The sequence below is a fragment of the Comamonas testosteroni genome, from assembly GCF_014076415.1.
Lineage (GTDB): Bacteria > Pseudomonadota > Gammaproteobacteria > Burkholderiales > Burkholderiaceae_C > Comamonas > Comamonas testosteroni_F.
The window spans coordinates 3,572,399-3,593,647 of record NZ_CP043568.1 but is presented as its reverse complement, the minus strand read 5'-3'; the positions used below and the strand labels follow the sequence as shown (position 1 = coordinate 3,593,647).

The 21,249-nt window shown below is 62.0% G+C and carries 22 protein-coding genes and 1 pseudogene; 18 read left to right on the top strand and 5 right to left on the bottom strand.

All coding sequences use genetic code 11. The features are described 5' to 3' along the window. The first annotated feature begins 1 nt into the window (after position 1). The 8 genes from F0P97_RS16475 (at position 2) to F0P97_RS16440 (ending at position 9,846) form a co-directional block, all read left to right on the top strand. Positions 2 to 3,595 (top strand): hypothetical protein, encoded by a 3,594-nt coding sequence (locus F0P97_RS16475; RefSeq protein ID WP_182283152.1) that lies wholly within the window; start codon positions 2 to 4, stop codon positions 3,593 to 3,595. A gap of 16 nt (positions 3,596 to 3,611) precedes the next feature. Beyond that, positions 3,612 to 4,790: a hypothetical protein gene (locus F0P97_RS16470; RefSeq protein WP_182283151.1), complete on the top strand. Its 1,179-nt coding sequence runs from the start codon at positions 3,612 to 3,614 to the stop codon at positions 4,788 to 4,790. A 1-nt stretch (position 4,791) separates the two neighbouring features. Continuing rightward, positions 4,792 to 6,252 (top strand): hypothetical protein, encoded by a 1,461-nt coding sequence (locus tag F0P97_RS16465; RefSeq protein ID WP_182283150.1) that lies wholly within the window; start codon positions 4,792 to 4,794, stop codon positions 6,250 to 6,252. Then, positions 6,249 to 6,644 carry a hypothetical protein gene (locus F0P97_RS16460; protein ID WP_182283149.1) on the top strand — a complete coding sequence of 132 codons (396 nt, stop codon included), beginning with the start codon at positions 6,249 to 6,251 and terminating at the stop codon, positions 6,642 to 6,644. Before F0P97_RS16465 ends, F0P97_RS16460 begins: the two co-directional genes overlap by 4 nt. Further along, positions 6,644 to 8,536, top strand: coding sequence for a hypothetical protein (locus F0P97_RS16455; protein ID WP_182283148.1), 1,893 nt, complete (start codon positions 6,644 to 6,646; stop codon positions 8,534 to 8,536). Before F0P97_RS16460 ends, F0P97_RS16455 begins: the two co-directional genes overlap by 1 nt. Continuing rightward, on the top strand, positions 8,529 to 8,750 hold the full coding sequence (locus F0P97_RS16450) for a hypothetical protein (protein WP_182283147.1): 222 nt from the start codon (positions 8,529 to 8,531) through the stop codon (positions 8,748 to 8,750). The genes F0P97_RS16455 and F0P97_RS16450 overlap by 8 nt, the downstream gene beginning before the upstream one ends. Positions 8,751 to 8,900: 150 nt before the next feature. Next, complete coding sequence (locus tag F0P97_RS16445; RefSeq protein ID WP_182283146.1) at positions 8,901 to 9,134, top strand: Com family DNA-binding transcriptional regulator; 234 nt, start codon at positions 8,901 to 8,903, stop codon at positions 9,132 to 9,134. Then, entirely contained in the window at positions 9,055 to 9,846 is a 792-nt protein-coding gene (locus tag F0P97_RS16440; protein WP_182283145.1) for a DNA adenine methylase, read from the top strand. The genes F0P97_RS16445 and F0P97_RS16440 overlap by 80 nt, the downstream gene beginning before the upstream one ends. A gap of 51 nt (positions 9,847 to 9,897) precedes the next feature. On the opposite strand, the gene F0P97_RS16435 is transcribed toward F0P97_RS16440, so the two are convergent. Next, a complete protein-coding gene (locus tag F0P97_RS16435) occupies positions 9,898 to 10,191 on the bottom strand; it encodes an H-NS family nucleoid-associated regulatory protein (protein ID WP_182283144.1) in 294 nt (97 codons plus the stop codon). Positions 10,192 to 10,636: 445 nt separating this feature from the next. Between F0P97_RS16435 and F0P97_RS16430 the strand changes: the two genes are divergently transcribed. From F0P97_RS16430 to F0P97_RS27695, 4 genes and pseudogenes are all read left to right on the top strand, one after another. Further along, positions 10,637 to 11,359: a hypothetical protein gene (locus tag F0P97_RS16430; protein ID WP_182283143.1), complete on the top strand. Its 723-nt coding sequence runs from the start codon at positions 10,637 to 10,639 to the stop codon at positions 11,357 to 11,359. A gap of 92 nt (positions 11,360 to 11,451) precedes the next feature. After that, positions 11,452 to 11,985 (top strand): hypothetical protein, encoded by a 534-nt coding sequence (locus F0P97_RS16425; RefSeq protein ID WP_182283142.1) that lies wholly within the window; start codon positions 11,452 to 11,454, stop codon positions 11,983 to 11,985. A gap of 588 nt (positions 11,986 to 12,573) precedes the next feature. Beyond that, positions 12,574 to 14,808: an NADP-dependent isocitrate dehydrogenase gene (locus F0P97_RS16420; RefSeq protein WP_182283141.1), complete on the top strand. Its 2,235-nt coding sequence runs from the start codon at positions 12,574 to 12,576 to the stop codon at positions 14,806 to 14,808. A 160-nt stretch (positions 14,809 to 14,968) separates the two neighbouring features. Beyond that, positions 14,969 to 15,082: pseudogene (locus F0P97_RS27695) on the top strand (LysR family transcriptional regulator); the annotation flags it as partial. 8 nt (positions 15,083 to 15,090) lie between these two features. Here the strand turns inward: F0P97_RS27695 and F0P97_RS16415 are convergent. Next, positions 15,091 to 15,543 (bottom strand): hypothetical protein, encoded by a 453-nt coding sequence (locus F0P97_RS16415; RefSeq protein ID WP_232537960.1) that lies wholly within the window; start codon positions 15,541 to 15,543, stop codon positions 15,091 to 15,093. Further along, on the bottom strand, positions 15,533 to 15,997 hold the full coding sequence (locus F0P97_RS16410) for a MarR family winged helix-turn-helix transcriptional regulator (RefSeq protein WP_182283140.1): 465 nt from the start codon (positions 15,995 to 15,997) through the stop codon (positions 15,533 to 15,535). The genes F0P97_RS16415 and F0P97_RS16410 overlap by 11 nt, the downstream gene beginning before the upstream one ends. 195 nt (positions 15,998 to 16,192) lie before the next feature. Between F0P97_RS16410 and F0P97_RS16405 the strand changes: the two genes are divergently transcribed. Genes F0P97_RS16405 through fur form a run of 6 tightly spaced genes read left to right on the top strand, consistent with a single transcriptional unit; the run spans position 16,193 to position 19,987 of the window. Further along, entirely contained in the window at positions 16,193 to 16,585 is a 393-nt protein-coding gene (locus F0P97_RS16405) for a Fur family transcriptional regulator (protein ID WP_182283139.1), read from the top strand. A 46-nt stretch (positions 16,586 to 16,631) separates the two neighbouring features. Next, the gene (zigA, locus tag F0P97_RS16400; RefSeq protein WP_182283138.1) at positions 16,632 to 17,852 is read left to right on the top strand and encodes a zinc metallochaperone GTPase ZigA; all 1,221 of its coding nucleotides are present in this window, start codon (positions 16,632 to 16,634) and stop codon (positions 17,850 to 17,852) included. A 16-nt stretch (positions 17,853 to 17,868) separates the two neighbouring features. Beyond that, complete coding sequence (gene folE2, locus F0P97_RS16395) at positions 17,869 to 18,774, top strand: GTP cyclohydrolase FolE2 (protein WP_182283137.1); 906 nt, start codon at positions 17,869 to 17,871, stop codon at positions 18,772 to 18,774. A gap of 30 nt (positions 18,775 to 18,804) precedes the next feature. Then, complete coding sequence (ykgO, locus tag F0P97_RS16390) at positions 18,805 to 18,954, top strand: type B 50S ribosomal protein L36 (protein ID WP_182283136.1); 150 nt, start codon at positions 18,805 to 18,807, stop codon at positions 18,952 to 18,954. Continuing rightward, positions 18,951 to 19,511 carry a carbonate dehydratase gene (locus F0P97_RS16385; RefSeq protein WP_182283135.1) on the top strand — a complete coding sequence of 187 codons (561 nt, stop codon included), beginning with the start codon at positions 18,951 to 18,953 and terminating at the stop codon, positions 19,509 to 19,511. The genes ykgO and F0P97_RS16385 overlap by 4 nt, the downstream gene beginning before the upstream one ends. A gap of 17 nt (positions 19,512 to 19,528) precedes the next feature. Then, the gene (gene fur, locus F0P97_RS16380; RefSeq protein ID WP_182283134.1) at positions 19,529 to 19,987 is read left to right on the top strand and encodes a ferric iron uptake transcriptional regulator; all 459 of its coding nucleotides are present in this window, start codon (positions 19,529 to 19,531) and stop codon (positions 19,985 to 19,987) included. Here the strand turns inward: fur and F0P97_RS16375 are convergent. Beyond that, positions 19,971 to 20,759, bottom strand: a complete 789-nt coding sequence (locus F0P97_RS16375; RefSeq protein WP_182283133.1) for a DNA alkylation repair protein — start codon at positions 20,757 to 20,759, stop codon at positions 19,971 to 19,973. The genes fur and F0P97_RS16375 overlap by 17 nt on opposite strands. Further along, positions 20,756 to 21,247: a MarR family winged helix-turn-helix transcriptional regulator gene (locus F0P97_RS16370; RefSeq protein WP_182283132.1), complete on the bottom strand. Its 492-nt coding sequence runs from the start codon at positions 21,245 to 21,247 to the stop codon at positions 20,756 to 20,758. The genes F0P97_RS16375 and F0P97_RS16370 overlap by 4 nt, the downstream gene beginning before the upstream one ends. Between the last annotated feature and the right edge of the window lie 2 nt (positions 21,248 to 21,249).

The window sequence follows — 21,249 nt, the reverse complement described above, 5'->3', positions numbered from 1 at the left end:
GATGCCCATTTTGCAAGGCGACATCCAGCTGCGAGCCAGCCGAGTCATGGACGATGTGCCTGAGGGCGGCGGCGGGCCGTCCACGGTCGTGATCGAGTCCGGTCAAGAAAACGCCGTCATGCCCGACATTTCCGAGATGGATAGAGCCACGGGCCGCGCCAACCTGCGTCAGGTGCATGTGGGCGTGGACACCCAAGACCGCGACACCTACCAGGGCAGCAATGTCATCGTGGCAAAGCCCCCCGAAGATCCCAATATCTCCATCACCCTGTTTGCCACGGGTGGGGTCTATGACACCCGTGCCCAGGCGCAGGCCCGGCTGGAGGCCTACCTCAACAAGGGGGCTGAATGGGCGGGCTATCTCTACGAGAACCACATCAAGGGCCAGCGCGTCATTCAGATCTTTCAGCGCCCCGGCACCGAACTGCCTGCCGTAGGCAAGACCCTGGTGCTGGTGGGCAATGAAGGGCTGGCGAATGAGCAGATGCAGTATGTCCGCGCCATTCGCGTGACCAGCGTGGAGCGCTCCTTCACCTATGACACAGATAAAGACTACAAGGCGGTGATTGTCTCTGTCGAGATCTCGGATGCGCTGCGCTACGGCTTCACCGGCTCCCCGGCCAGCCGCCAGTTCACACGCCTGCTCAACAGCGCCCGCTTGCGCGATACGGTGGTGGCCGATGCGGGCAGTTATGTGGGCGTCACGCCTTTGCAGAAAGCTGCAGCCTTGGGCGATTTCACCATCATCGCTAAAACGATCATGACCCAGATCGTGCCTTCGGCCCAGAGTGAGACGCCCATCCCGGCCGCCATTCCCTATGCGGCGGCAGGCTTGCCCATCTCTGCGGCCGAGGCCGTGACTTTCAGCACCGCCCAGACCTGGAACTCCACCACCAGCCTGGCCCTGCCGGGTGGCTGCCTGCCAGGATCGCTGTCCATCGTGGTGGGAGGTGTGACCTTTACCGACAAGGGCGGCATTCTGATGTCGGGCACCCAGCAAATCGGGCTGGTGGACTATGCCAACGGCATCGTCACCTCCAACTCTGGCGACTACTCGGGCAGCAAGACCATCAGCTACCGGCCCGCCGCCTATATGCAGCGCATGCCGCAGTCCAGCGAGATCCGCATCACTGCGGAAAACCGCAGCCAGAGCTACACCGGCTTCATCACACCGCTGCCCGCGCGCGGCACGCTGAGCTTTAGCTATCGGGCACAGGGCCGCTGGTATGTGCTCTCGGACTCGGGCGACGGCACCCTGCGCGGTACCGACTCCAGCTATGGCGCGGGCACCTATAGCGCCGAGACTGGCAGCTTTGTCGTCACGCTGGGGGCCTTGCCCGATGTGGGCAGCTCCATCGTCCAGCATTGGGGCGTGCCCACGCAGGAAACCGTGCAGCCCGCCGCCGATCTGCTGATCAGCCAGACCATCGCCCTGGCTCTGCCTGCTGGCCAGGCGCTCTATCCCGGCGCTTTCTCCATCGCGTGGATGGACGGCCAGACCCAGCGCACGGCCACGGCCACCGCTGCCTGGCAGCTCCAGGGAGACGCCACGGGCGAGGTGAGGGTGGGCCGCTCCGAAGTGCTGTTTGCTCCGAAGCTGCTGCCCGCCGTGGGCACGGTGCTGGATGTCACGGTCGACACGGCTCCTGCGGTGGAGGTGAACCTGCAGCATCCGTCGCGCAACGGCCAGGGCCGTCTGGCCGTATCGGCGGGCCAAGGCGCTTTGGTGCCATTCACGGTCGAGGTGGAGTGGAACACGCTGACCGACCAGAGCGTCCTCGGCCTGTACACCCGCGACCAGCTCAAGGAAATGGGCGTGACGCTGGTGGACCCGACCCAGCTCGCCCGCGATGACGGCAACGGCAAGCTGATGCTCAATGGCGTGCAGGTCGGCACGATCAACTACAGCACGGGCGCGGTGGACTTCAATCCTGATGTGGTCATCAAGATCCCCAAGCCGGTGTACTCATCCAGTCAGGTCAGCGGCGGCGGCTTCAATGGCGAGGTCGCCAAGTACCGCCTCAACTACGAGGGTATCGAGTACTTGAATGCCCCGTCGATCTACCCCAACGACGAAAGCGGCTACGTCAAGATCCGCTTTCGCGCCGCAGGCAGCGCCACGCGCCGCACGCTGCAGGTCACGTTTGCGCCCGAGTTTGACCTGGTCACGGGCGTGCAGGCCCCGGTGGTGCCGGGTTCGGTCGTGCTCATGCCCTCCAGCGGTCAGCCCTGGAGCGATGACGGCAGGGGCGTGCTGCGGGTGCTGACCTCGGGCGGCTTTGTGACGCGCGGCAGCATCAACTACGCCACAGGCCGTGTGGGCCTGACCTCGTGGACGCCGGGCAATGCGAATACGCTGCGCCGTGCAGGCTGCATCACCACGCTGGGCGACGCCATCAGCAGCGCCTACGTGTTCCGCACGGCGGCAGCTCCCCTGCGTCCCGGCTCCCTCACGGTACAGGTTCCCAGGGCCTCGGGCGGCTCGCAGAACGTCAGCGCAGGCATTGACGGCAGCATCACGGCCCCTGGCGTGGTCGGCACGGTGGACTACGAAACCGGCCTGGTGCGCCTGGGCTTTGGCAGCCTGGTCGTGGTCGCAGGCAATGAGGCTGAGCCCTGGTATGACGCGGCCAACGTGCAGCCGGACGGCAAGATCTTCAAGCCCCAGCCGGTTGTCGCCAGCGCCTTGCGCTACACGGCGGTGGCCTATGCCTATCTGCCCATGAATGCCGACATCATCGGCATCGACCCGGTGCGCCTGCCCAGCGACGGCAAGGTGCCCATCTTCCGGCCTGGCTCGCTGTGCGTGGTGGGACACACCAAGACCAGCGCCCAGCTCAACGTCAGCAACGGCCAGACCGTCAATCTGGCCCGCGTGCGACTGTCTCGCGTGGTGGTGAGGGATGCCAACGGCAAGACCCTGAACACCGGCTACTCCGTCGATCTGGAGGCCGGCTTGGTCACCTTTACCGATGTGTCGGCAATGACCATGCCGGTGACGATTGAGGATCGCATCGAGGACATGGCCACGGCCACGGATGTGCAGATCTCGGGCGAGATCACTTTCAACCGGGCGCTGACCCATGACTACCCCAAGGACGGCACCTATGTTTCCAGCGCCCTGCAGGCCAGCGACCGCCGTGCTCGGGTGAGCCTGGCCTTTGCGCAAAAGACCTGGGTCGATAACGCCTGGTCTGACGCCCTGATGGGGCAGGAGCCGCCCGCCAAGTACGACCAGGGTGTCACGCCCATTGAGATCACCAATGCGGGCGGCAGCACCGAGCGCTGGGTGCTGGAGTTCACCAGCACCACGCAGTTTCGGGTGATTGGCGAGCATGTGGGCGTGATTGCCACGGGCGACATCAACAGCGTCTGCTCGCCACTCAACCCGGCCACGGGCAAGCCTTATTTCACGATCCAGCCGCTGGGCTGGGGCAGCGGCTGGGCCATCGGAAACATCTTGCGCATGAATACCGTGGGGGCCATCTACCCCTTCTGGGTCGTGCGCACCATCCAGCCGGGACCCGAGACCGGCATCGAGCACAGCTTTTCCATCCTGGCGCGCGGTGATGTGAACCGCCCGCAATCCAACTAATTTCCCGGAGAGAGATATGGCATCCCCTGTAGATACCAGCGTCAAGCACGCATACAGCTCCATGGCCGGGGCACCGGCTATTGGTGGCACCGCAGGCTCCCTGATCGGCGCGCTCGATGCGTTCCTGGTCAACGGCTGGGGCGCAAAGGGCGTGGATTCGGCGGTCATCAGCAACGGCATCTGCCGCCTGAACTTTGCCAGCGGCAAGAGTGCGGCCGAGGCCCATGCCGTAATCACTGTGTCCGGCGCAACGCCCTCGGCCCTGAACGGCGAGCAGAAGGTGACGGCTGTCGCCAATGCCTGGGTGGAGTTCAAGACCGACCTGCCGGACGGTGCCGTTACCGGCTCCATCAGTTTCAAGATGGCCCCGCTCGGGTGGGAGAAGGTCTTTGCTGGAACGAACAAAGCCGTCTACAGGCCAACAGACCCAGCGTCGACCCGCACCTATTACCGCGTGGACGACACGAATGCGCAATACGCCCGGGTACAGATGTACGAGTCCATGACGGACGTGGACAACGGTGTGGGGGTTGCGCCGCTGACGGTCGCTGGCGGGTACTACTGGCACAAGCGCAGCAGCGGCACTGCGTCTTCGTACTGGGCGCTTGCAGGCGACTCGCGCGGTTTCTATCTGATGATCGGAATCTACACCGCGTCAACACCCGCCAGCTCTGGAGGCTACGCGCTGACGTCTTACCACATGGGGGATCTCAACAGCTTTCGCAGCGGCGACGCCTGGGGGGCTGTCCTGACAGGCGTCAGCGACGTGGCCTACAACAGCACTGTGGGTTGTGTTTTCACCACGGGCAGCAGCGCCGGCTTTACGATCAAGCGCATGTCTCACGGCATGGGCAATGCGGTGCAGTCCTTCCGCAAGGTGATGGGTACTGTATCCAGCCCCTCCGGCTATGACGGTTTCCTGGGGACATTTCCGTCAACCGTAGACAACAGCCTGCACCTGTCGGCCATCTTGCTCACCGATGGTCCAAATAATGCAGCGCCTCGCGGCAGCATGCCGGGGGCATACCACTGCCCGCAGTCATCAGTGCTGGCGGGCTTCGGCTCGGATGTGTCGATCACCCAGGGGCAAGGGCAGTTCTCCGGCAAGCAACTGCTTAGTGTGCAGATCGGCTCCCCTGGCGGAGGCAGCCAGGGCGTGGCCTTCCTGGATATCACCGGCCCCTGGAGGTCTTGAGATGGCAACCACGGTATGGCGTATCTACGGTATCGACACGTTCGGCAGTGGTGATCTTGAGCTGTCGGAGATACACCTCTATGACATGTTTGGCAGAGTCGATGTCGGAGCCGTCCTGACAAGCAGTCATCGGCCTATCAGCGGTTCTTTGGCAGCGCTGGCCGATAGTGATATGCAGACAGGCTGCCGGTTTGCCGCAGCTGACGCTCGATCACCGGGCTTCTATATCCAGTGGGCGTTGCCTTCAGCGAAGGATATTACGCGAGTTCGCTTGGGCTGCGGCACTGACCGCGCTCGAGCATGTTCTCGTTTGCAGATTCAGGCACTGATTGACGGCCTTTGGTTTAGCAATGCTGCTAGCGACAGCTATCGCTATCAGTATCAGTTGCCTAGTGCGAACGCTTGGTATCCAGAGGCCCCCCCACAAGTATCGGTGCGCCAGTTCCTGGATGAAGTCATTATCGATTCTGGAACGGAGGCTGTTGTGACCGTCCCACCCAACAGCGTGGCGGGGGATTTGCTTCTGACCTTTGTAATGCACCGTAGCGCACTGGATGTGCCGGCTGGTTGGTCACTGCTTGTCACATCTCCTGTTGCCTCGGATGCTGGTGTGAATCAATGGCAATCCGTCCTGTCCAAGCCCAAAACACTGGGCAGCGCTGGAGCGGAGACCGTTACGGTGAAGCAGGCAATGGCCGGACGGCTGAATGCGGGCTGCGTTGCGGTCAATGCTGGTGGTTTGATGCCTCAGATTGATCTGCTGGCTGATGCGGTCAGCGGGTCATTTCAGGGGCAGGATGCGTTGCCCATTGACGTCAAGCCCTACGGCCTGGGTATTGTCTCCTTGTCTCAGGTGCAAGTCGCTATCGTTGGTGGCTCTTGGACGCCTCCCCCGACATTGACTGGCATGTTTGGTGTCTCTGCGTCTGGCAGTTTCCAGCGGCGCCTGGCTGCGGGGTATACCGAACAGGAAGGGTTGATTTCTGGTTACTTCAAGGCAGCCCCGGTGGGTGATGGGCAGACGGCGAAGACCCGTATTTCCTTGAGCATCTTCCCGGCAAACGGTCAAACCGTGCTGCTAACGGAGCGATCCCCAGTGACGGCGAGGCTTCAAGCGTCCATTCAGTCGCGAAGTCTCAGTCAACCACCGGCACAGGGGCTGCAGAGCATGGTCCGCCACCTTCCATCCAAGCTGCTTGACGTGGAATGCGGCGGCCAGGGGCGCATTTACGGCACGGTCGCGCGCAAGAGCACGCCCACAAATGTCCCATTGCGTCGTCGGGTGCGCCTGCATCGCAGCGTGGATGGGTATCTCGCCCGCGAGACCTGGAGCAAGGCTGACGGCTCCTATGAATTCCGCGAGATCTCCACGCGCTATGAGTGGGATGTGATCGCCTGGGATCACGAGCTGCAGGAGTACTCGACCGTCGCCAATAACCAGTTGGCGGAGGTCATGCCATGAGCGGCTTGCCCGAATTCGAGATCTCGCAGGCCCATGCGGTCGCCCGCCTGCAGGCCACTCTGGCATTTGCGGACTCCGGCCCAGACGCCTCGCGCATTTCGCTGTATGACGCAGCTGAGCAACTGCTCGTCACTCTGACGCTCACCAAGCCCTGCGGCCAGATCACGGAAGGCGGCTATCTGGTGCTGACCCAGGCCAGCGGCAGCGGCGACATGATTCTGGCGAGCGGCCAGGCTGCCATCGGCGTCTGGGCTACCAGCGACGGCAAGCTGGTGGGGCGCGGCCTGGTCACGGATGAGGCGGGCGCGGGGCACTTCAAGCTGCTGGGCAGCACCGGCACCCAGCTCTATGCGGGTGGCAAGGCCATCCTGGGCGAGACAAGGATAGCCTGATGGCCGCCGTCGACCTGATCTTTAGCCGCGCCTTCAAGACCGGCAACCCGGTCGAGCTGGTGTTTGGTGACGATGGCGGCGGGCAGCTACCCAATGCAACGCTGGCCGTTGCCGCGCGCATGCCGGGTCTGCGGGTCAGATCCCTGGTGCATGTGCGCAAGGATCTGGTCGCTGCGGGCCGCATGCCGGCTCTGCGCTGCAGCGCGGTCGTACGCTACAACACCGACACGCCCCGGCCCGTAGTGGCCGAGGTGGCCGCGAGTGCCCAGCAGGCGCAGCCTGTGGTGCAAGGCTGGCTCTCGGGTTGGCAAGATACGGATGCACTGCCTGCGGGCTGGGTGTCGACCGCGCAGGACGCAATGCCCTTGCAAGAGCAGTTTGGCGTTGCCTGGCAGGACGGCCAGCGGCAAAAGGTGGCCCTGCAGGGGCGGTTTCAGCAAGCGAGGGCGCTGCCTGGTGCCGCAACCTTGGCCCGCTGGCAAGAGGCCCAGGGCGTGCGCGTGAGCCTGCAGGCCACGGCTCGGGATGCTGCACCCGTGCGGGCCGGTTGGGCCGTGCGGTTTCAGGAAAGCCTGCGCGACTGTCGCTTGCTGCTGGAGGCAACTGCCCAGGATGCAATGGGCCTGCAATACCTCTTCACCACTGGCGCAGGCCCATCGGTGCCGCTGTACCGGGGCTTCCAGACCCGCTACCAGCAGGCCATGAGGCCGCCTGCAGGCAAGTCTCAGGTCAAGCCGCCAGAGCCGGAGAAGCCCGGCTGCTATGAGCAACTGGTGGGCGGCCCCATCAAATTGCTGCTCTGCAAACCCTGGGCCGCGTCGACCGCGCTGGTCTTTACGTGCTGCAAGGATGGAGGGCCGCAGCCGGGCAAGGTCATCGTTCCCGTCCGAAAGGTCTACATCGTGCTCAACAAAATAGTGCTCACGCGGCTGGATACCGGCGTCGAGCTGCCTGCTCTGGCCTTCAATATGTCCCTGGACTTTCAGAGCTGGACGTGGAACTGGACGGCCTCGCTGCATAAGGATGCGGCTTTGCACCTTGGCCGTGACACGGATGGCGACCCTGCCCAGTTCCTGGCCAACATCAATGGCGTGCCCTTCAAGCTGCGCCTGGAGCGCACCAGCCGCGACCACAGATTCTTGCCCCAGGAGCGCTGGTCTGTCTCAGGGCGCGGCCTTGCCGCAGTGCTGGCCGAGCCTTGGGCCAAGTCCATGTCCTTCGGTAGCCCGACTCAGACGCTGACGGCCCAGCAACTGGCAGCTGAGGTGCTCAAGGTCAACGGCGTCTCCATTGGCTGGGATATCGACTGGCAGCTGGAGGACTGGCAAGTGCCTGCCGGAGCCTGGGCGCTGCAGGGCAGCTATATCGACGCCATCAACGATGTCGCGGCGGCGGCTGGCGGTTATGTGCAGCCCCATAACACCGACCAGGTGCTGCGCATCCTGCCCAAGTATCCGACTGCACCCTGGCATTGGGGCGATGTGGTGCCGGATTATGAAATTCCTTCAGCCGTAGCCGAAATAGAGGGCACGGAGTTCCTGGACAAGCCGGACTACAACCGGGTATTTGTCGGCGGCATGAGCGCGGGCGTATTCGGTCCAATTACACGGGCGGGCACTGCTGGCGACTTGATTGCGCCCCAGGTCACACACGCGCTGATCACGGACTCCAAGGTGCATCGGCAGCGCGGCCTGGCAGAGCTTGCCGACACGGGCCACCAGGCGCGGGTTTCTCTATCCATGCAGGTGTTGCCTGAGACTGGCGTGATCTTGCCGGGGCAATTTGTTCGCTACGTAGGCCCTGAGACCGTGGTGGGCATTGTTCGGTCGACATCGATCAGTTGGGCAGCCCCCAGGCTGCGTCAGACGCTGGAGGTCGAGACCCATGCCTAACCTCTACAAGCAGTTCATGGCGCTGCAGTCTCCCAAGCCTTTGCTGGTAGGCACGGTGGCTTTTGTAGTGAACGGATTGGCGACGATCAATCTGCCAGGTGGAGGACGGCTGCAGGCGCGAGGCCCGGCCCAAGCTGGCCAGCGCGTGTTTGTGCGTGATGGAGCGATCGAAGGCGAGGCTCCGAACTTGACCTATACAGAAGGGGAGGTGTAGCCACCAAAAAAGAACGGGCGACTTGGTTAGGTGCTACGAACACCCAACCAAGCCCCAACCGCAGAACCAGCCTGCAAGCTGGCAAGGCCCGCTCACCCTGTACAGAGCGCGCTGAGCCTACCAGAGTTTTAAAGGTTTAAAGGCTTGCAAATGGACGATATCCGCTGCGGCAACTGCCGCAAGAAGTTAGGCGAGGGCGTGTATGTGCGCCTGAGCATCAAGTGCCCCAGGTGTGGGGTCTTCAATCAGCTGAGTGCCGTGAGCACCGAACCAGAGCCCCCAGCAGGGCCAACAGCTGAAACCAATGACAAACCCAATCGTGCCCTGGATCGGAGGCAAACGCCGCCTGGTCGATCTGCTCCTGAAACGCTTTCCAGCCCATAGCTGCTACGTGGAGGTCTTTGCGGGTGGGGCGGCGGTCTACTTTGCCCGCCACCCAGCCGATGTCGAAGTCCTGAATGACGTCAACGGTGACCTAGTCAACCTCTACCGGGTGGTGACGCACCACCTGGAAGAGTTTGTGAGGCAGTTCAAGTGGGCCTTGACCAGTAGGCAGGTCTTTAAATGGCTGCAGGAGACTAGGCCCGAAGCCTTGACGGACATTCAGCGCGCTGCCCGGTTCTTTTACCTGCAGCAGCAGAGCTTTGGCGGGAAAGTGGCAGGCCAGACCTTTGGCACGGCGACCACGGCCCCAGCCATTAATCTGCTGCGGATCGAGGAGAACCTTTCGGCAGCCCACCTGCGAATGGCAGGAGGAACATACATAGAGCAGCTTGATTGGGCGCAATGCATTGACCGATATGACAGGGCGCACACGCTTTTCTACCTTGATCCTCCCTATTGGGAGACCGAGGGCTATGGCGTGCCATTTGAGTGGGAGCAGTACGAGCTGATGGCCACAAAGCTCAAGGAAATCAAAGGCAAGGCCGTCATCAGCATCAACGACCATCCAGCCATTCGAGACTGCTTCAAAGACTTTGAGATGGAGTCTTTAAAACTGGACTACACGGTTGGAGGAGGGGCGAACCGTGTGGAGCGTGGCGAGTTGGTGATCTACAGCTGGGCCAGGAGCGAGGAGCCTGCGGGGCTGTTTTGAGGAAGCTGCGGCGCATCCAAGAAATAAAAAAGTGGCCACGAGGGCCACTTTTTAGATTTCGAACTTGGAGCGGTCTTGATCTTTGATCCAGGCCGGGGGCTTGCCTCGGCCAGTCCATGTTTGGCCCGTGGCTGGGTCGCGGTATTTAGGGGCTACAGAGCCAGTCTGGCGCTTTTGTTTTTGCTTGGCGGTAGGGAAGACATCGTCCTGGGTCAGGCCAAAAGCCTCGACCAATTCCCTGATTTTTTGCACCGCGCCTGCGACTTCGGCCTTTCGAGCAGCGGCAATCTGCTGTTCAAGAGCTTCGCGTTGTGCCAACAATTCCTTGTAAGAATGTGTACTCATTTAAAAGAGGTCCTCTGTAAATCTTTGAGATAGCACTAAATTGGTGCACTCATACATGAGATACATCGCTTATGCAGTTAGTTCACTTTCAAGCGAAAGTGACCGCGCACATTGTGTCTCAGATTGATGTATCTCAATTCCAAAAAATTAAGGAATAACAAAAAAGTTGACTGCACTCCAGAAACAGGCTGTCGCCGCAGCTAAGCATCGTGCTTGATCGTTGTCTTAGAACAGGCAAGAGGAGTGATGGGCTGCGTTCGGTCAGGAGCAGTCATTCATTCCATCATTGGCATTTAACTGCTCACAACAAGCTGCAATCTAAAAATTTTTAGGTTTGCCTAAACGATTGCTTGCGATTGCTCACTCTGATAAATGCGCATAGAGTTATTTTTATAAGAGCGACGAGCATTGTTGCCTGTCGTCTAAATCTAGTTGGCACTCTCCAATGGCACTTACCCCAGCACAAGTTCAAGAATTAGCCGACCGTATCTGCGCAATGTTGATGTCGCACGCCTCCCATGGCCTAGCCACGTCGTCTTTGGAAGGTATGGGTGAAATTACCCTCCGAGACAGTTTGATCGTTGCTGCTGCGGCAGCGGGTGCCCAGATAAAACAAGCGTGGGTACTTGAAAGAGAAGTTCTCCCAACGGGATGGACTGATTCAGCCGTTGATTTGGTGATTTATCGGTCTGGCCAGCAAAAAACGTTGAAAGAGGTGGGCGGAATTGAATTGAAATGGTGGAGACAAACCGACAAGGGGAATGCATCCAACCGGCGAAGAGATCTCGTGAAGGACTTCATGCGAGCAGCTTCTTTATATCCCGATGTAGATGACTTTGCCTTTGTAGCGTTGTTGTCGACAGAGGTTTCTTGGACATCAACGACTGCAACAACAGGAGCTGATGCCGCTGCAATGTCACTATTAACTGCAACAGGTTCTCAAATCTGGAACCTAAGCACACTAACAGCCTCACCCGCCGTAAAGGGAGCTATCCGCTACCTGAATGGCAAAGTTCCTATCCCGAACATATTCCATTCAAAATTGCTTAATACTCTCGAGCTCCACTTTGCTTCAGGCAGATCGGCATTTGCAAAAGTATGGTTAGTCAAGAAGCCGCAAAAAACGCATTACTTGACTCCTGCTGAAGTCGCGAAGCTATTGCCGTGAAAGCTTACCATTCGGTCAACCGGACCTGCCGCAAGCGGCAGCACGGTTACCTACAACCTTAGACATCAATTCATAAACCCTGCACCTCAGATATGGCACAAGACCAAGATTTCGTAGTCGAGTTATTTCAAGGGTTCTTCAAGCAGAAGCGAACCAGAGAGACACTAAGTATCATTTCAGAAACAGAAATTACCGGATGGGAGAAGTGGTTTCAAATCGAGTTGGCCAAATACTGCAACACTCATGAAGACATTAAGGCTTGGGGGAGAGAAGCTAGGTATGAGTTGGACAAACGAAGTGCCATCCGATCCAAAACTGCAATCGACTTCTTTGTTCATCAAAAACGTAAACATTCACCACTTGGAATAGAGCTAAAGCAGATCAACTCTTTGCGGTCATGCGTGAAGGCGATGCTGGTCGACAAGAAAAAGATCTCCAGGATTAAGTGGTCACAAGATGACTTACGAGCGGTATGGTGCGTCGGAGTACACCACTTTGCCGAACCTGAAAAGGTCAAAGACCTGATCGAGTTCTGCGCCAAAGAAGCGAGGGCTAGTATCGATATCGCATCCATTCACAGTGAAGCTATCGGGAGAACAGGCTTTTCATTCACAGTCCTCGCTTAATACCCAACTCATCAATCAAACGGACTAAATCGAGCCTGCGGCCTCCGCTCGCCGGTTATCTCAATGTTATCGACTGACTGCAGTGGGTCGCTTCCTGCCGCTCCTGTAGTCTGAAAAGTCCACTGGTTGATGCATCCATCGCCAGGGTTGGATCTGACTTTTGGCGAAAAAACAACAAATACGGGCCCCTGAACGCTTGCCAATTTGTCAGCCTTGGTGCCAAAGGCTGTGCTACTTTGTGCCAAAGAGCGCGCAAATTTGTGCCAAAGGCCGCGCAACGCAACTCTAACTCGCAACTTGCATGGCTGTGATGGCTGCTAGATGAATGCGGCAGTGCGACTTTTTTACATGGCAGAAAACCGGGAAGAAAAGCCTGTTTCCCAATGAAAACACCTTTTGAAAGTTGAGCTAAATCCTTGAGTCTTGTACAAGACTTGAAAAAATCGGCCCGGTTGCGCGTAGAATTTTGTATTGTGGGAACGCATTGCATCAAGAAAGTGTCGTCCCGCTGTGTCAGGCCCCATTGCGCAAGCCCGGGATGCAGGCCCAAGGCACCTTTCCCCCTTTTTTCACAACCTGAGACAAGAGATGAGTACGCAGCAACCCACCATCATCTATACCTTGACTGACGAGGCTCCCCGCCTGGCTACCAGTGCATTCCTGCCGGTGATCCGTGCTTTTGCAGCACCGGCCGGCATCAATGTGGAGACCAGCGATATCTCGCTGGCAGGCCGTATCTTGGGCGAGTTCCCCGACTTTTTGACCGAAGCCCAACGCGCTCCGAACAACCTGGCTGAACTGGGCAAGCTGACGCTCACGCCTCAAGCCAATATCATCAAGCTGCCCAATATCTCCGCATCTGTGGGCCAGCTGCAAGAAGCGATCAAGGAATTGCAGGGCAAGGGCTACGCCATCCCCGACTATCCTGAAACCGCCACGACCGATGCCGAAAAGGACATCAAGGCACGCTACAACAAGTGCATCGGCTCTGCCGTGAACCCCGTGCTGCGTGAAGGCAACTCGGATCGCCGCGCGCCTGCCGCGGTCAAGAACTACGCCAAGAAGCACCCCCATTCCATGGGTGAGTGGAAGCAGTGGTCGCAAACCCATGTGTCGCACATGGAAGAGGGCGACTTCTATCACGGCGAAAAGTCCATGACGCTTGACAAGGCCCGCGAAGTGAAGATGGTGCTGGAGACAAAGTCCGGCAACAGCATCGTTCTGAAGGACAAGGTCAAGCTGCAGGCTGCAGAAGTGATCGATTCCATGTTCATGAGCAAGAAGGCCCTGTGCGCCTTCTATGAAAAGGAAATCGAAGACTGCCGCGAGTCGGGCATCCTGTTCTCGCTGCACGTGAAGGCAACCATGATGAAGGTATCCCACCCCATCGTGTTCGGCCACTGCGTGAAGATTTTCTACAAGGAAGCCTTCGAAAAGCACGGCAAGCTGTTTGATCAGCTGGGCGTGAACGTGAACAACGGCATGGCCAATCTGTACGAGAAGATTGAGACCCTGCCTGCTTCGCAGCGCGAAGAAATCATCCGTGACCTGCACAAGTGCCAGGAGCACCGTCCGCGTCTGGCCATGGTCGATTCCGCCAAGGGCATCACCAACTTCCATTCGCCCAACGACGTGATCGTGGATGCTTCCATGCCTGCCATGATTCGCGTGGGCGGCAAGATGTGGGCCGCTGACGGCAAGCCTTACGACTGCAAGGCCGTGATGCCTGAGTCCACCTTTGCCCGTATCTACCAGGAAGTGATCAACTTCTGCAAGTGGCACGGTAACTTCGACCCCAAGACCATGGGCACCGTGCCCAACGTGGGTCTGATGGCGCAAAAGGCCGAAGAGTACGGCTCGCACGACAAGACGTTTGAGATCGTCGAAGACGGCGTGGCCAACATCGTGGACATCGCCACCGGCGAAGTGCTGCTGAGCCAGAACGTGGAAGCTGGCGACATCTGGCGCATGTGCCAGGTCAAGGATGCTCCTATCCGTGACTGGGTGAAGCTGGCTGTGACCCGTGCCCGCAACTCCGGCATGCCTGCCGTGTTCTGGCTGGACCCCTATCGCCCCCACGAAGCCGAGCTGATCAAGAAGGTGCAGACCTACTTGAAGGAATACGACACCAACGGCCTGGAAATCCACATCCTCTCGCAAGTGCGCGCGATGCGCTACACGCTGGAGCGCGTGGCCCGCGGTCTGGACACTATTTCGGTGACCGGCAACATTCTGCGTGACTACCTGACCGACCTGTTCCCGATTCTGGAACTGGGCACATCGGCCAAGATGCTGTCCATCGTGCCTCTGATGGCTGGTGGCGGTATGTACGAAACCGGTGCTGGCGGCTCCGCTCCCAAGCATGTGCAGCAACTGGTGGAAGAAAACCACCTGCGCTGGGACTCGCTGGGTGAATTCCTGGCTCTGGCCGTCTCGTTTGAAGACCTGGGCATCAAGGAAAACAATGCCCGCGCCAAGCTGCTGGCCAAGACTCTGGACGAAGCCACCGGCAAGCTGCTGGACGAAGACAAGTCGCCTTCGCGCCGCACCGGCGAGCTGGACAACCGTGGTTCGCAGTTCTACATCGCTCTGTACTGGGCCCAGGCTCTGGCTGCTCAGACCGAAGATGCAGCACTGGCGGCCAAGTTCGCACCTCTGGCCAAGAGCCTGGCTGAGAACGAAGCCAAGATCGTGGCCGAGATGAAGGAAGTGCAAGGCAAGGCTGCCGATATCGGCGGCTACTACATGCCCGACGTGGCCAAGCTGGACGCCGTGATGCGCCCCAGCGCCACCTTCAACGCCGCGATCGACGCGCTGGTGTAAGAGACTGCGCCGGGGCCAGGCCCCGGCTGGCATGCCGCAAGGCCGGCCGCCCGAGAGGGTGGCCGGCCTTTTTCATGCGGGAGCCGCAGGCATGCAGGGCGCCCGGGGTTGACTCATCCGCGGTGGCCCGCCGCATTGGGGCGAGCCAGGATTCACGTTGGTCGAGTCTCCGATCCGGGTGCCAGGCTTCGAGATGCTGATGCTCTGGCATGGGGGCTGTCGTCGCGATCCGGCACACCAGTGGTTGCGTGAGCGAATTGCGCTTTCGGTTTGAACCCGGCCTCAGGTCGCAGGGTGGCGTCGGCCGAGCCGCAGTCCATCCCTCGCGTTGAGGCCGAGCAGCGCCAGATTGCACAGGCCGGCCAGCAACTCCGCAGCCTGTACGGCATGGAAGCCTGTGCCGAATGTGCCGCTTTGCGCCCGCCAGTGCAGCCAAAGCGCCGCAGGGATGAGAACCAGCAGGGCATTGGCTGCCACGAAGGGCATGCGGCGCTTCTTGCGCAGGATGAGAGGAGGGTGGGCCGCCCCTGCGAGCCGGGCACCGGTGCCGGCGGTCACGGCCATGGCCAGCACCAGGACTGGCAGCGCGTAGGCGATGGACTGCTTGACGGCCCGCGTGCCATCGGGTCCCAGCCAAAGCCAGGAGACGAGGGACATGGACCAGAAAACAGCGATCAGCAGCAAGGCTGCCATGGCCGCGGTTCCATGCAGCCGCTGCAGGGTCTTACGTGGCATCGGACGGCTCCTGCGGGGTGGCGTGGGCAGCCGCAAGCGACTGCAGGACATTCAGCGTCGTGACCAGATCGGCCTCCTCGAAATGGCGGGACAGTTGCTTCACATGCGCCTGCCACCGCTGGTCCAGTGCATCGTATGCCTTGCATCCCTGCGGTGTCAGGGCATACAGCGGCGACCGTTTGTGCTGGGGATTGGCCAGCGCCTCGACCATGCCTTCGTCGAGGAGCAGGTTCAATTGCCGCTGTGCGGCCTGCCGGGTCACGCCCATCCTGTCTCCGATCTGCGGGGCGCTTAGCGCCTGGTCCGCGAGCGCCAGTGCCCCCAGCATCTGCCAGCGCGCGCTGGTGAGCCCCTGGGATTCGCTGAAGCGATCTCCCCAATGGATCAGCAGGCCGTTGAGGCGGAATACGGCCAGCGTGGTGGAGGTCAGCCGATCGACTTTGGTTTGTGGCATCGAAGTGGTTCCTTATATTGACAACAAGTTTCCAATATTGGTGACTTGTTGTCAATTGCTTGGGCGCATCGATGCCGGTCATGGGGCGCAGTCGGTGCGCATTGGGTATTTGTTATGTTATAACTTAACAAATGCGTGGCGCGCTGCGTGCAAAAAGGTTTGCCACGCTCGCCACCCGCTCAAGAGGAAATCACCATGCCATTGACCGCCCACCAGCAACGGGTGCTCGACACCCTCCAGCAAGCCGCGGCCCCACTCTCCGCCTATGCGCTGCTCGACCAGCTTCGGAGCCAGGGCCTGAGCGCCCCCACCCAGGTCTACCGCGCCCTGGACAAGCTGGCCGAGCGGGGGCTGGTCCATCGGCTGGAGTCGATGAACGCCTATGTGTGCTGTGCGCATCCCCCGGGTTGCGACCACGGCATGACGGCTTTCGCCATCTGTGACGGATGCGGCCATGTGGACGAGTTCATCGATGAACAGCTGGGGCACTGCCTGGACCACTGGGCGCGGAACAACCGCTTTGCCCTGGGGCATTCCAACATCGAGTTGCATGGCAAATGCACGGCATGCGCGCCAGCCCGCGCCTGAGCGCCGCTGAGATTGTGCTTTTCTAGATTCGCTTTTTCGAGATTCCATGATGCATACCGAAGCGCAGGTGCCGCCGCCGCATGCCCGGCTGCCCGTGACCGTGCTGTCCGGCTTTCTGGGCGCGGGCAAGACGACCTTGCTCAACCACATCCTGCACAACCGCGAGGGCCGGCGCGTGGCGGTCATCGTCAACGACATGTCCGAGGTCAACATCGACGCGGCCCTGGTGCGTGATGGCGGCGCGGGCCTGTCGCGCACCGAGGAACGGCTGGTGGAGATGAGCAACGGCTGCATCTGCTGCACGCTGCGCGAGGACCTGCTGCTGGAGGTGGACCGGCTGGCGCGCGAGGGCCGTTTCGACCAGCTGGTGATCGAGTCCACCGGCATTTCCGAGCCCTTGCCCGTGGCCGAGACCTTCACCTTCGCGGGCGAGGACGGCCGCAGCCTGGGCGACGTGGCGCGACTGGACACCATGGTCACCGTGGTCGATGCCTTCAACTTCCTGCATGACTACGGCTCGAGGGACAGCCTGCGCTCGCGCGGCGAGTCCCTGGGCGAGGAGGATGCCCGCACCGTGGTCGACCTGCTGATCGAGCAGGTGGAGTTCTGCGATGTGATCGTGCTCAACAAGATCGACCTGGTCAGCGAGGACGATTGCGCGCGGCTGATGGCCATTCTGCGCGGCCTCAATCCGCGTGCCCGCATGGAGATCGCCAGCTTTGGCCGGTTGCCGCTGGACAGGGTACTGGACACGGGCCTGTTCGACTTCGAGGCAGCATCCCGGGCGCCGGGCTGGTTGCAGGAGCTGCGTGGCATGCACCGGCCGGAGAGCGAGGAATACGGCATCCGCAGCTTCGTCTACCGTGCGCGCCGGCCTTTCCATCCGCAGCGCTTCTTCGATCTGGTCGAAAGCGAATGGCCGGGCGTGGTGCGCTCCAAGGGATTCTTCTGGCTGGCCAGCCATCCAGCGCTGGCCGGTTCCTGGTCCCAGGCCGGTGCCGTGGCCCGCCATGGCCCGGCTGGTCACTGGTGGGCGGCCGTGGAGGCCGAACGCTGGCCGCGCGATAGCGAGACGGTGGAACGCATCCTCGAAAAATGGGTGGACGGTGTCGGCGATGCGCGCCAGGAGCTGGTGCTGATCGGCATGGACATGGACGAGGCCGTGCTGCGCGGGCGCCTGGATGCCTGCCTGCTGACCGATGGCGAGATGGCCCGGGGCCCGCAGGCCTGGACACAGTGGCACAACCCTTTCCCAGGATGGAATTGAACCCGCAGGAATCCGCATGCTCGCACCTCTTCCCGACGTTTCCCTGACCGACCCCGCCCCCAGCCTGAGCCCGCTGCAATGGGTGGGCATGCAGGGCATAGACCTGCCCGTGACCGTGGCCGAGCCTGGCTACTGGCGTGAACTGCATGCCCGTGCCGACGTGCAGGTCGATCTTCCGGCCCCGCATGTCAAGGGCATACACATGTCCCGGCTCTATCGCCAGCTGGACAGCCTGGCGGAAGAAGCGGCCTTGACGCCCTTCGGCCTGCGCCACGCGTTGCAGGCCATGATCGACAGCCACCGCGACTGCGCCAGCCGCAGCGCGCGGTTGCGCCTGGCCATGGACCTGCTGACCCAGCGCCCCGCGCTCGTGACCCGGGACCTGTCAGGCTGGAAGGCCTACCCCGTGCGGCTGGACGCCATGCTGGCTCAGGGCGTGTTCCAGCTGCGGCTGCAGGTCAGCGTGGGCTATTCCTCGACCTGCCCCTGCTCGGCGGCGCTGTCGCGGCAACTGCTGGAGCAGGGCTTTCTCCAGGCTTTCGAGGGGCAGACCCGGGTCGAGCCTTCGAGCGTCGCCGGCTGGCTGCGCAAGCACGGGACGCTGGCCACGGCGCACAGCCAGCGCAGCGAGGCGCGCGTCAGCGTGGACCTGGCCGCCGATGCGCCCGACCTGGGCATCCTGGCACTGATCGGCCGCGTGGAACAGGCGCTGGGCACGCCCGTGCAGACGGCGGTCAAGCGGGCCGACGAGCAGGCCTTTGCCGCGCTCAATGGCCGCAACCTGATGTTCGTCGAGGACGCGGCGCGCCGTATCCAGGCGGCCCTGGCGGGCACCCATGCCCAGCCTCGCGTGCATGTGCGCCATCTGGAAAGCCTGCACCCGCACGATGCCGTGGCCTGGGCCGAGCCCACCGATTTCTGACCCTTTCCTTCCACTTCAGGAGCTTTTCCCATGCAAGTCCTCTCGTCCCTCAAGGAAGCCAAGCTGCGCCACCGCGACTGCCAGGTCGTGCGCCGCCGTGGCCGTACCTATGTGATCTGCAAGAGCAACCCGCGTTTCAAGGCGCGCCAGGGCGGTGCCAAGAACAAGCGCAAGGGATGATCCGCAAGAACCCGCGCGGCGACCTGCCGCGGATCCACCCGAGCGCCTTCGTCGATCCCACGGCCATCCTCTGCGGCCTGGTGGTGGTGGAGGAAAACGTCTTCATCGGTCCGTATGCGGTGATCCGCGCCGACGAGATGGATGCGGACGGCCACATCGACCCCATCGTGATCGGCGCGCACTCCAACATCCAGGACGGGGTGGTGATCCACTCCAAGTCCGGCGCGCGCGTCACTGTCGGGCGCAACACCTCGATTGCCCACCGCGCTATCGTCCACGGCCCCTGTAGCGTGGGCAGTGGCGTGTTCATCGGCTTCAACAGCGTGCTGTTCAACTGCGTGGTCGATGACGGCTGCGTGGTGCGCTACAACGCCGTGGTCGATGGCTGTCACCTGCCTGCGGGCTTTTATGTACCGTCCACCGCGCGCCTCGGCCCGGAAACCGACCTGGCCACGCTGGCGCAGGTTCCGGCCGACGCCAGCGAGTTCTCCGAGGATGTGGTACGCACCAACAATGCGCTGGTGCATGGCTACAAGGCCATCCACAACGAGTTCTGACCGCTCAGGAGAACCGTATGTCCGATTCCACCGATCTCAAGCATCTGGGGTTGAAGGCCACGCTGGCCCGTCTGTGGATACTCGATGTCTTCCGCCACGGATCCGCCCGGCATCTGGCGGCGGAGGAAGTCTACCGACAACTGCGCGACCAGGGCCGGGGCACCAGCCTGGCCACGGTCTACCGCGTGCTGGCGCAGCTGGAGCAGGCCGGGCTGCTGCGTCACCAGCGTTTCGCGGCGGGCAAGGCGGTCTACGAGCTCGACGACGGCGGGCACCATGACCATCTGATTTGCACGCGCTGCGGCCGGGTGCAGGAGTTCCACGACGACACCATCGAACAGCGCCAGCGGCTGCTGGCGCGCACGCATGGATTTGCCATCGTCGAGCACTCCCATACCTTGTATGGGCGTTGCCTCAAGCCCGATTGCGAGCACCTGGCGGCGTCGGGCTCCCTGGCGATCACGCCGGGTTCTTGAGGCTGCGCTGCGCGCGCGCGCAGATGCGGCGCGTGGCGGGCAGGGGCGATTCCCGCAGCCACCGGGCGCACAGCGCCCGCACCCAGTCCGGCCGGCTCTTGGCCGCATCGTTGAGCCAGTTGGCCACCGAGTCCTGCACATAGCCGGACGCATCGGAGCGCAGCGGCTCCAGCAGGGGCAGGGCGATTTCCGGCTGCTGCTTGAGCGCCGCGATATGGCTGCACCAGACACCGCGCGGGCGCAGCGCCTCGCTGGCGAAGCGGCGCAGGCGCTCGGAGGGGTGATCCGTCCAGCGCGACAGCGCATCCACCGCCTGCGGCAGATCGCCGGCCAGGTGCGGGCGCACCCCCATCCATGCCCATTCACGCACGCCGAAATGCGCGTCGTCGGCCAGCGGGCGCACCAGATCCAATCGCTGGCGCAGCGTCAGGCCGGGCTGGGCGCCGGCCATGAAGCAGGCCCAGCCTCGCGCCGTGTCCGAGCGGTGCGTGAGGCAGCGCTCCCAGCCCGCCTGGCCCAGCGTCTGCCACAGCAGGGCGCCCACGCATTCCATGCGCTTGAGGACGCCCAGCTGGCCCAGGGCCTGCGCCGTGTCCTCCAGCCGTGCCCAGTCCTCGGGAAAGACAGCCTGCAGCAGCAGGGCCTGGTCCACGGCCAGGCTTTCGGTCAGCGTGGCGGTTTCTATCTCGCCCAGCGACAGGGCACGCAGCAGTTCGGGCGTGATGTCGGCGCTGCGGCTGGCACCCTTGCGGCGGGGGATCGATGCCGTCATGCCGGAGCCTTCATGCCTGCCGCGGCCTTGGTCAGCAGCCTGGCCAGCTGGCTGCGTTCAGCCGGCGAGAGGTTGGCGAACAGGCCGGCGATCCAGGCACTGTGCTGGGCAAACAGCCTGCGCGCCAGCTGGCGGCCCTTGGCGGTGAGCTGCACGCGCAGCGCACGCCGGTCGGTGGGGTCGGGCAGGCGTTCGGCCAGTGCCTCGCGCTCCAGACCATCGAGCAATCCGGTCACCGTGGCGCGCGTGATGCCGGCCTGCTCGGCCAGGTGATTGGGGGCCAGGCCCTCGCCAGCGGCTTCCAGCAGGAACATGAGCACGAAGCGCCCTTCGGACAGGCCGTGGGGCGCCAGCAGCGCCGCGCAGTCACGGTCGATGCGCGCGGCCAGCGACAGGGTCTGGAAGCACAGCCGGATGCTGTCCGCATCGGCCAGCTGGCGACGCTCGGCTTCGGCCAGCAAGGCCTGGTATTTCTGTTCGAGTTGCATGC

Bases quoted from the DNA above. Each gene is read 5' to 3' on its own strand.
- F0P97_RS16475 (WP_182283152.1), top strand. From the start codon at position 2: ATGCCCATTTTGCAAGGCGACATCCAGCTGCGAGCCAGCCGAGTCATG.
- F0P97_RS16470 (WP_182283151.1), top strand. From the start codon at position 3,612: ATGGCATCCCCTGTAGATACCAGCGTCAAGCACGCATACAGCTCCATG.
- F0P97_RS16465 (WP_182283150.1), top strand. From the start codon at position 4,792: ATGGCAACCACGGTATGGCGTATCTACGGTATCGACACGTTCGGCAGT.
- F0P97_RS16460 (WP_182283149.1), top strand. From the start codon at position 6,249: ATGAGCGGCTTGCCCGAATTCGAGATCTCGCAGGCCCATGCGGTCGCC.
- F0P97_RS16455 (WP_182283148.1), top strand. From the start codon at position 6,644: ATGGCCGCCGTCGACCTGATCTTTAGCCGCGCCTTCAAGACCGGCAAC.
- F0P97_RS16450 (WP_182283147.1), top strand. From the start codon at position 8,529: ATGCCTAACCTCTACAAGCAGTTCATGGCGCTGCAGTCTCCCAAGCCT.
- F0P97_RS16445 (WP_182283146.1), top strand. From the start codon at position 8,901: ATGGACGATATCCGCTGCGGCAACTGCCGCAAGAAGTTAGGCGAGGGC.
- F0P97_RS16440 (WP_182283145.1), top strand. From the start codon at position 9,055: ATGACAAACCCAATCGTGCCCTGGATCGGAGGCAAACGCCGCCTGGTC.
- F0P97_RS16435 (WP_182283144.1), bottom strand. From the start codon at position 10,191: ATGAGTACACATTCTTACAAGGAATTGTTGGCACAACGCGAAGCTCTT.
- F0P97_RS16430 (WP_182283143.1), top strand. From the start codon at position 10,637: ATGGCACTTACCCCAGCACAAGTTCAAGAATTAGCCGACCGTATCTGC.
- F0P97_RS16425 (WP_182283142.1), top strand. From the start codon at position 11,452: ATGGCACAAGACCAAGATTTCGTAGTCGAGTTATTTCAAGGGTTCTTC.
- F0P97_RS16420 (WP_182283141.1), top strand. From the start codon at position 12,574: ATGAGTACGCAGCAACCCACCATCATCTATACCTTGACTGACGAGGCT.
- F0P97_RS16415 (WP_232537960.1), bottom strand. From the start codon at position 15,543: ATGCCACGTAAGACCCTGCAGCGGCTGCATGGAACCGCGGCCATGGCA.
- F0P97_RS16410 (WP_182283140.1), bottom strand. From the start codon at position 15,997: ATGCCACAAACCAAAGTCGATCGGCTGACCTCCACCACGCTGGCCGTA.
- F0P97_RS16405 (WP_182283139.1), top strand. From the start codon at position 16,193: ATGCCATTGACCGCCCACCAGCAACGGGTGCTCGACACCCTCCAGCAA.
- zigA (WP_182283138.1), top strand. From the start codon at position 16,632: ATGATGCATACCGAAGCGCAGGTGCCGCCGCCGCATGCCCGGCTGCCC.
- folE2 (WP_182283137.1), top strand. From the start codon at position 17,869: ATGCTCGCACCTCTTCCCGACGTTTCCCTGACCGACCCCGCCCCCAGC.
- ykgO (WP_182283136.1), top strand. From the start codon at position 18,805: ATGCAAGTCCTCTCGTCCCTCAAGGAAGCCAAGCTGCGCCACCGCGAC.
- F0P97_RS16385 (WP_182283135.1), top strand. From the start codon at position 18,951: ATGATCCGCAAGAACCCGCGCGGCGACCTGCCGCGGATCCACCCGAGC.
- fur (WP_182283134.1), top strand. From the start codon at position 19,529: ATGTCCGATTCCACCGATCTCAAGCATCTGGGGTTGAAGGCCACGCTG.
- F0P97_RS16375 (WP_182283133.1), bottom strand. From the start codon at position 20,759: ATGACGGCATCGATCCCCCGCCGCAAGGGTGCCAGCCGCAGCGCCGAC.
- F0P97_RS16370 (WP_182283132.1), bottom strand. From the start codon at position 21,247: ATGCAACTCGAACAGAAATACCAGGCCTTGCTGGCCGAAGCCGAGCGT.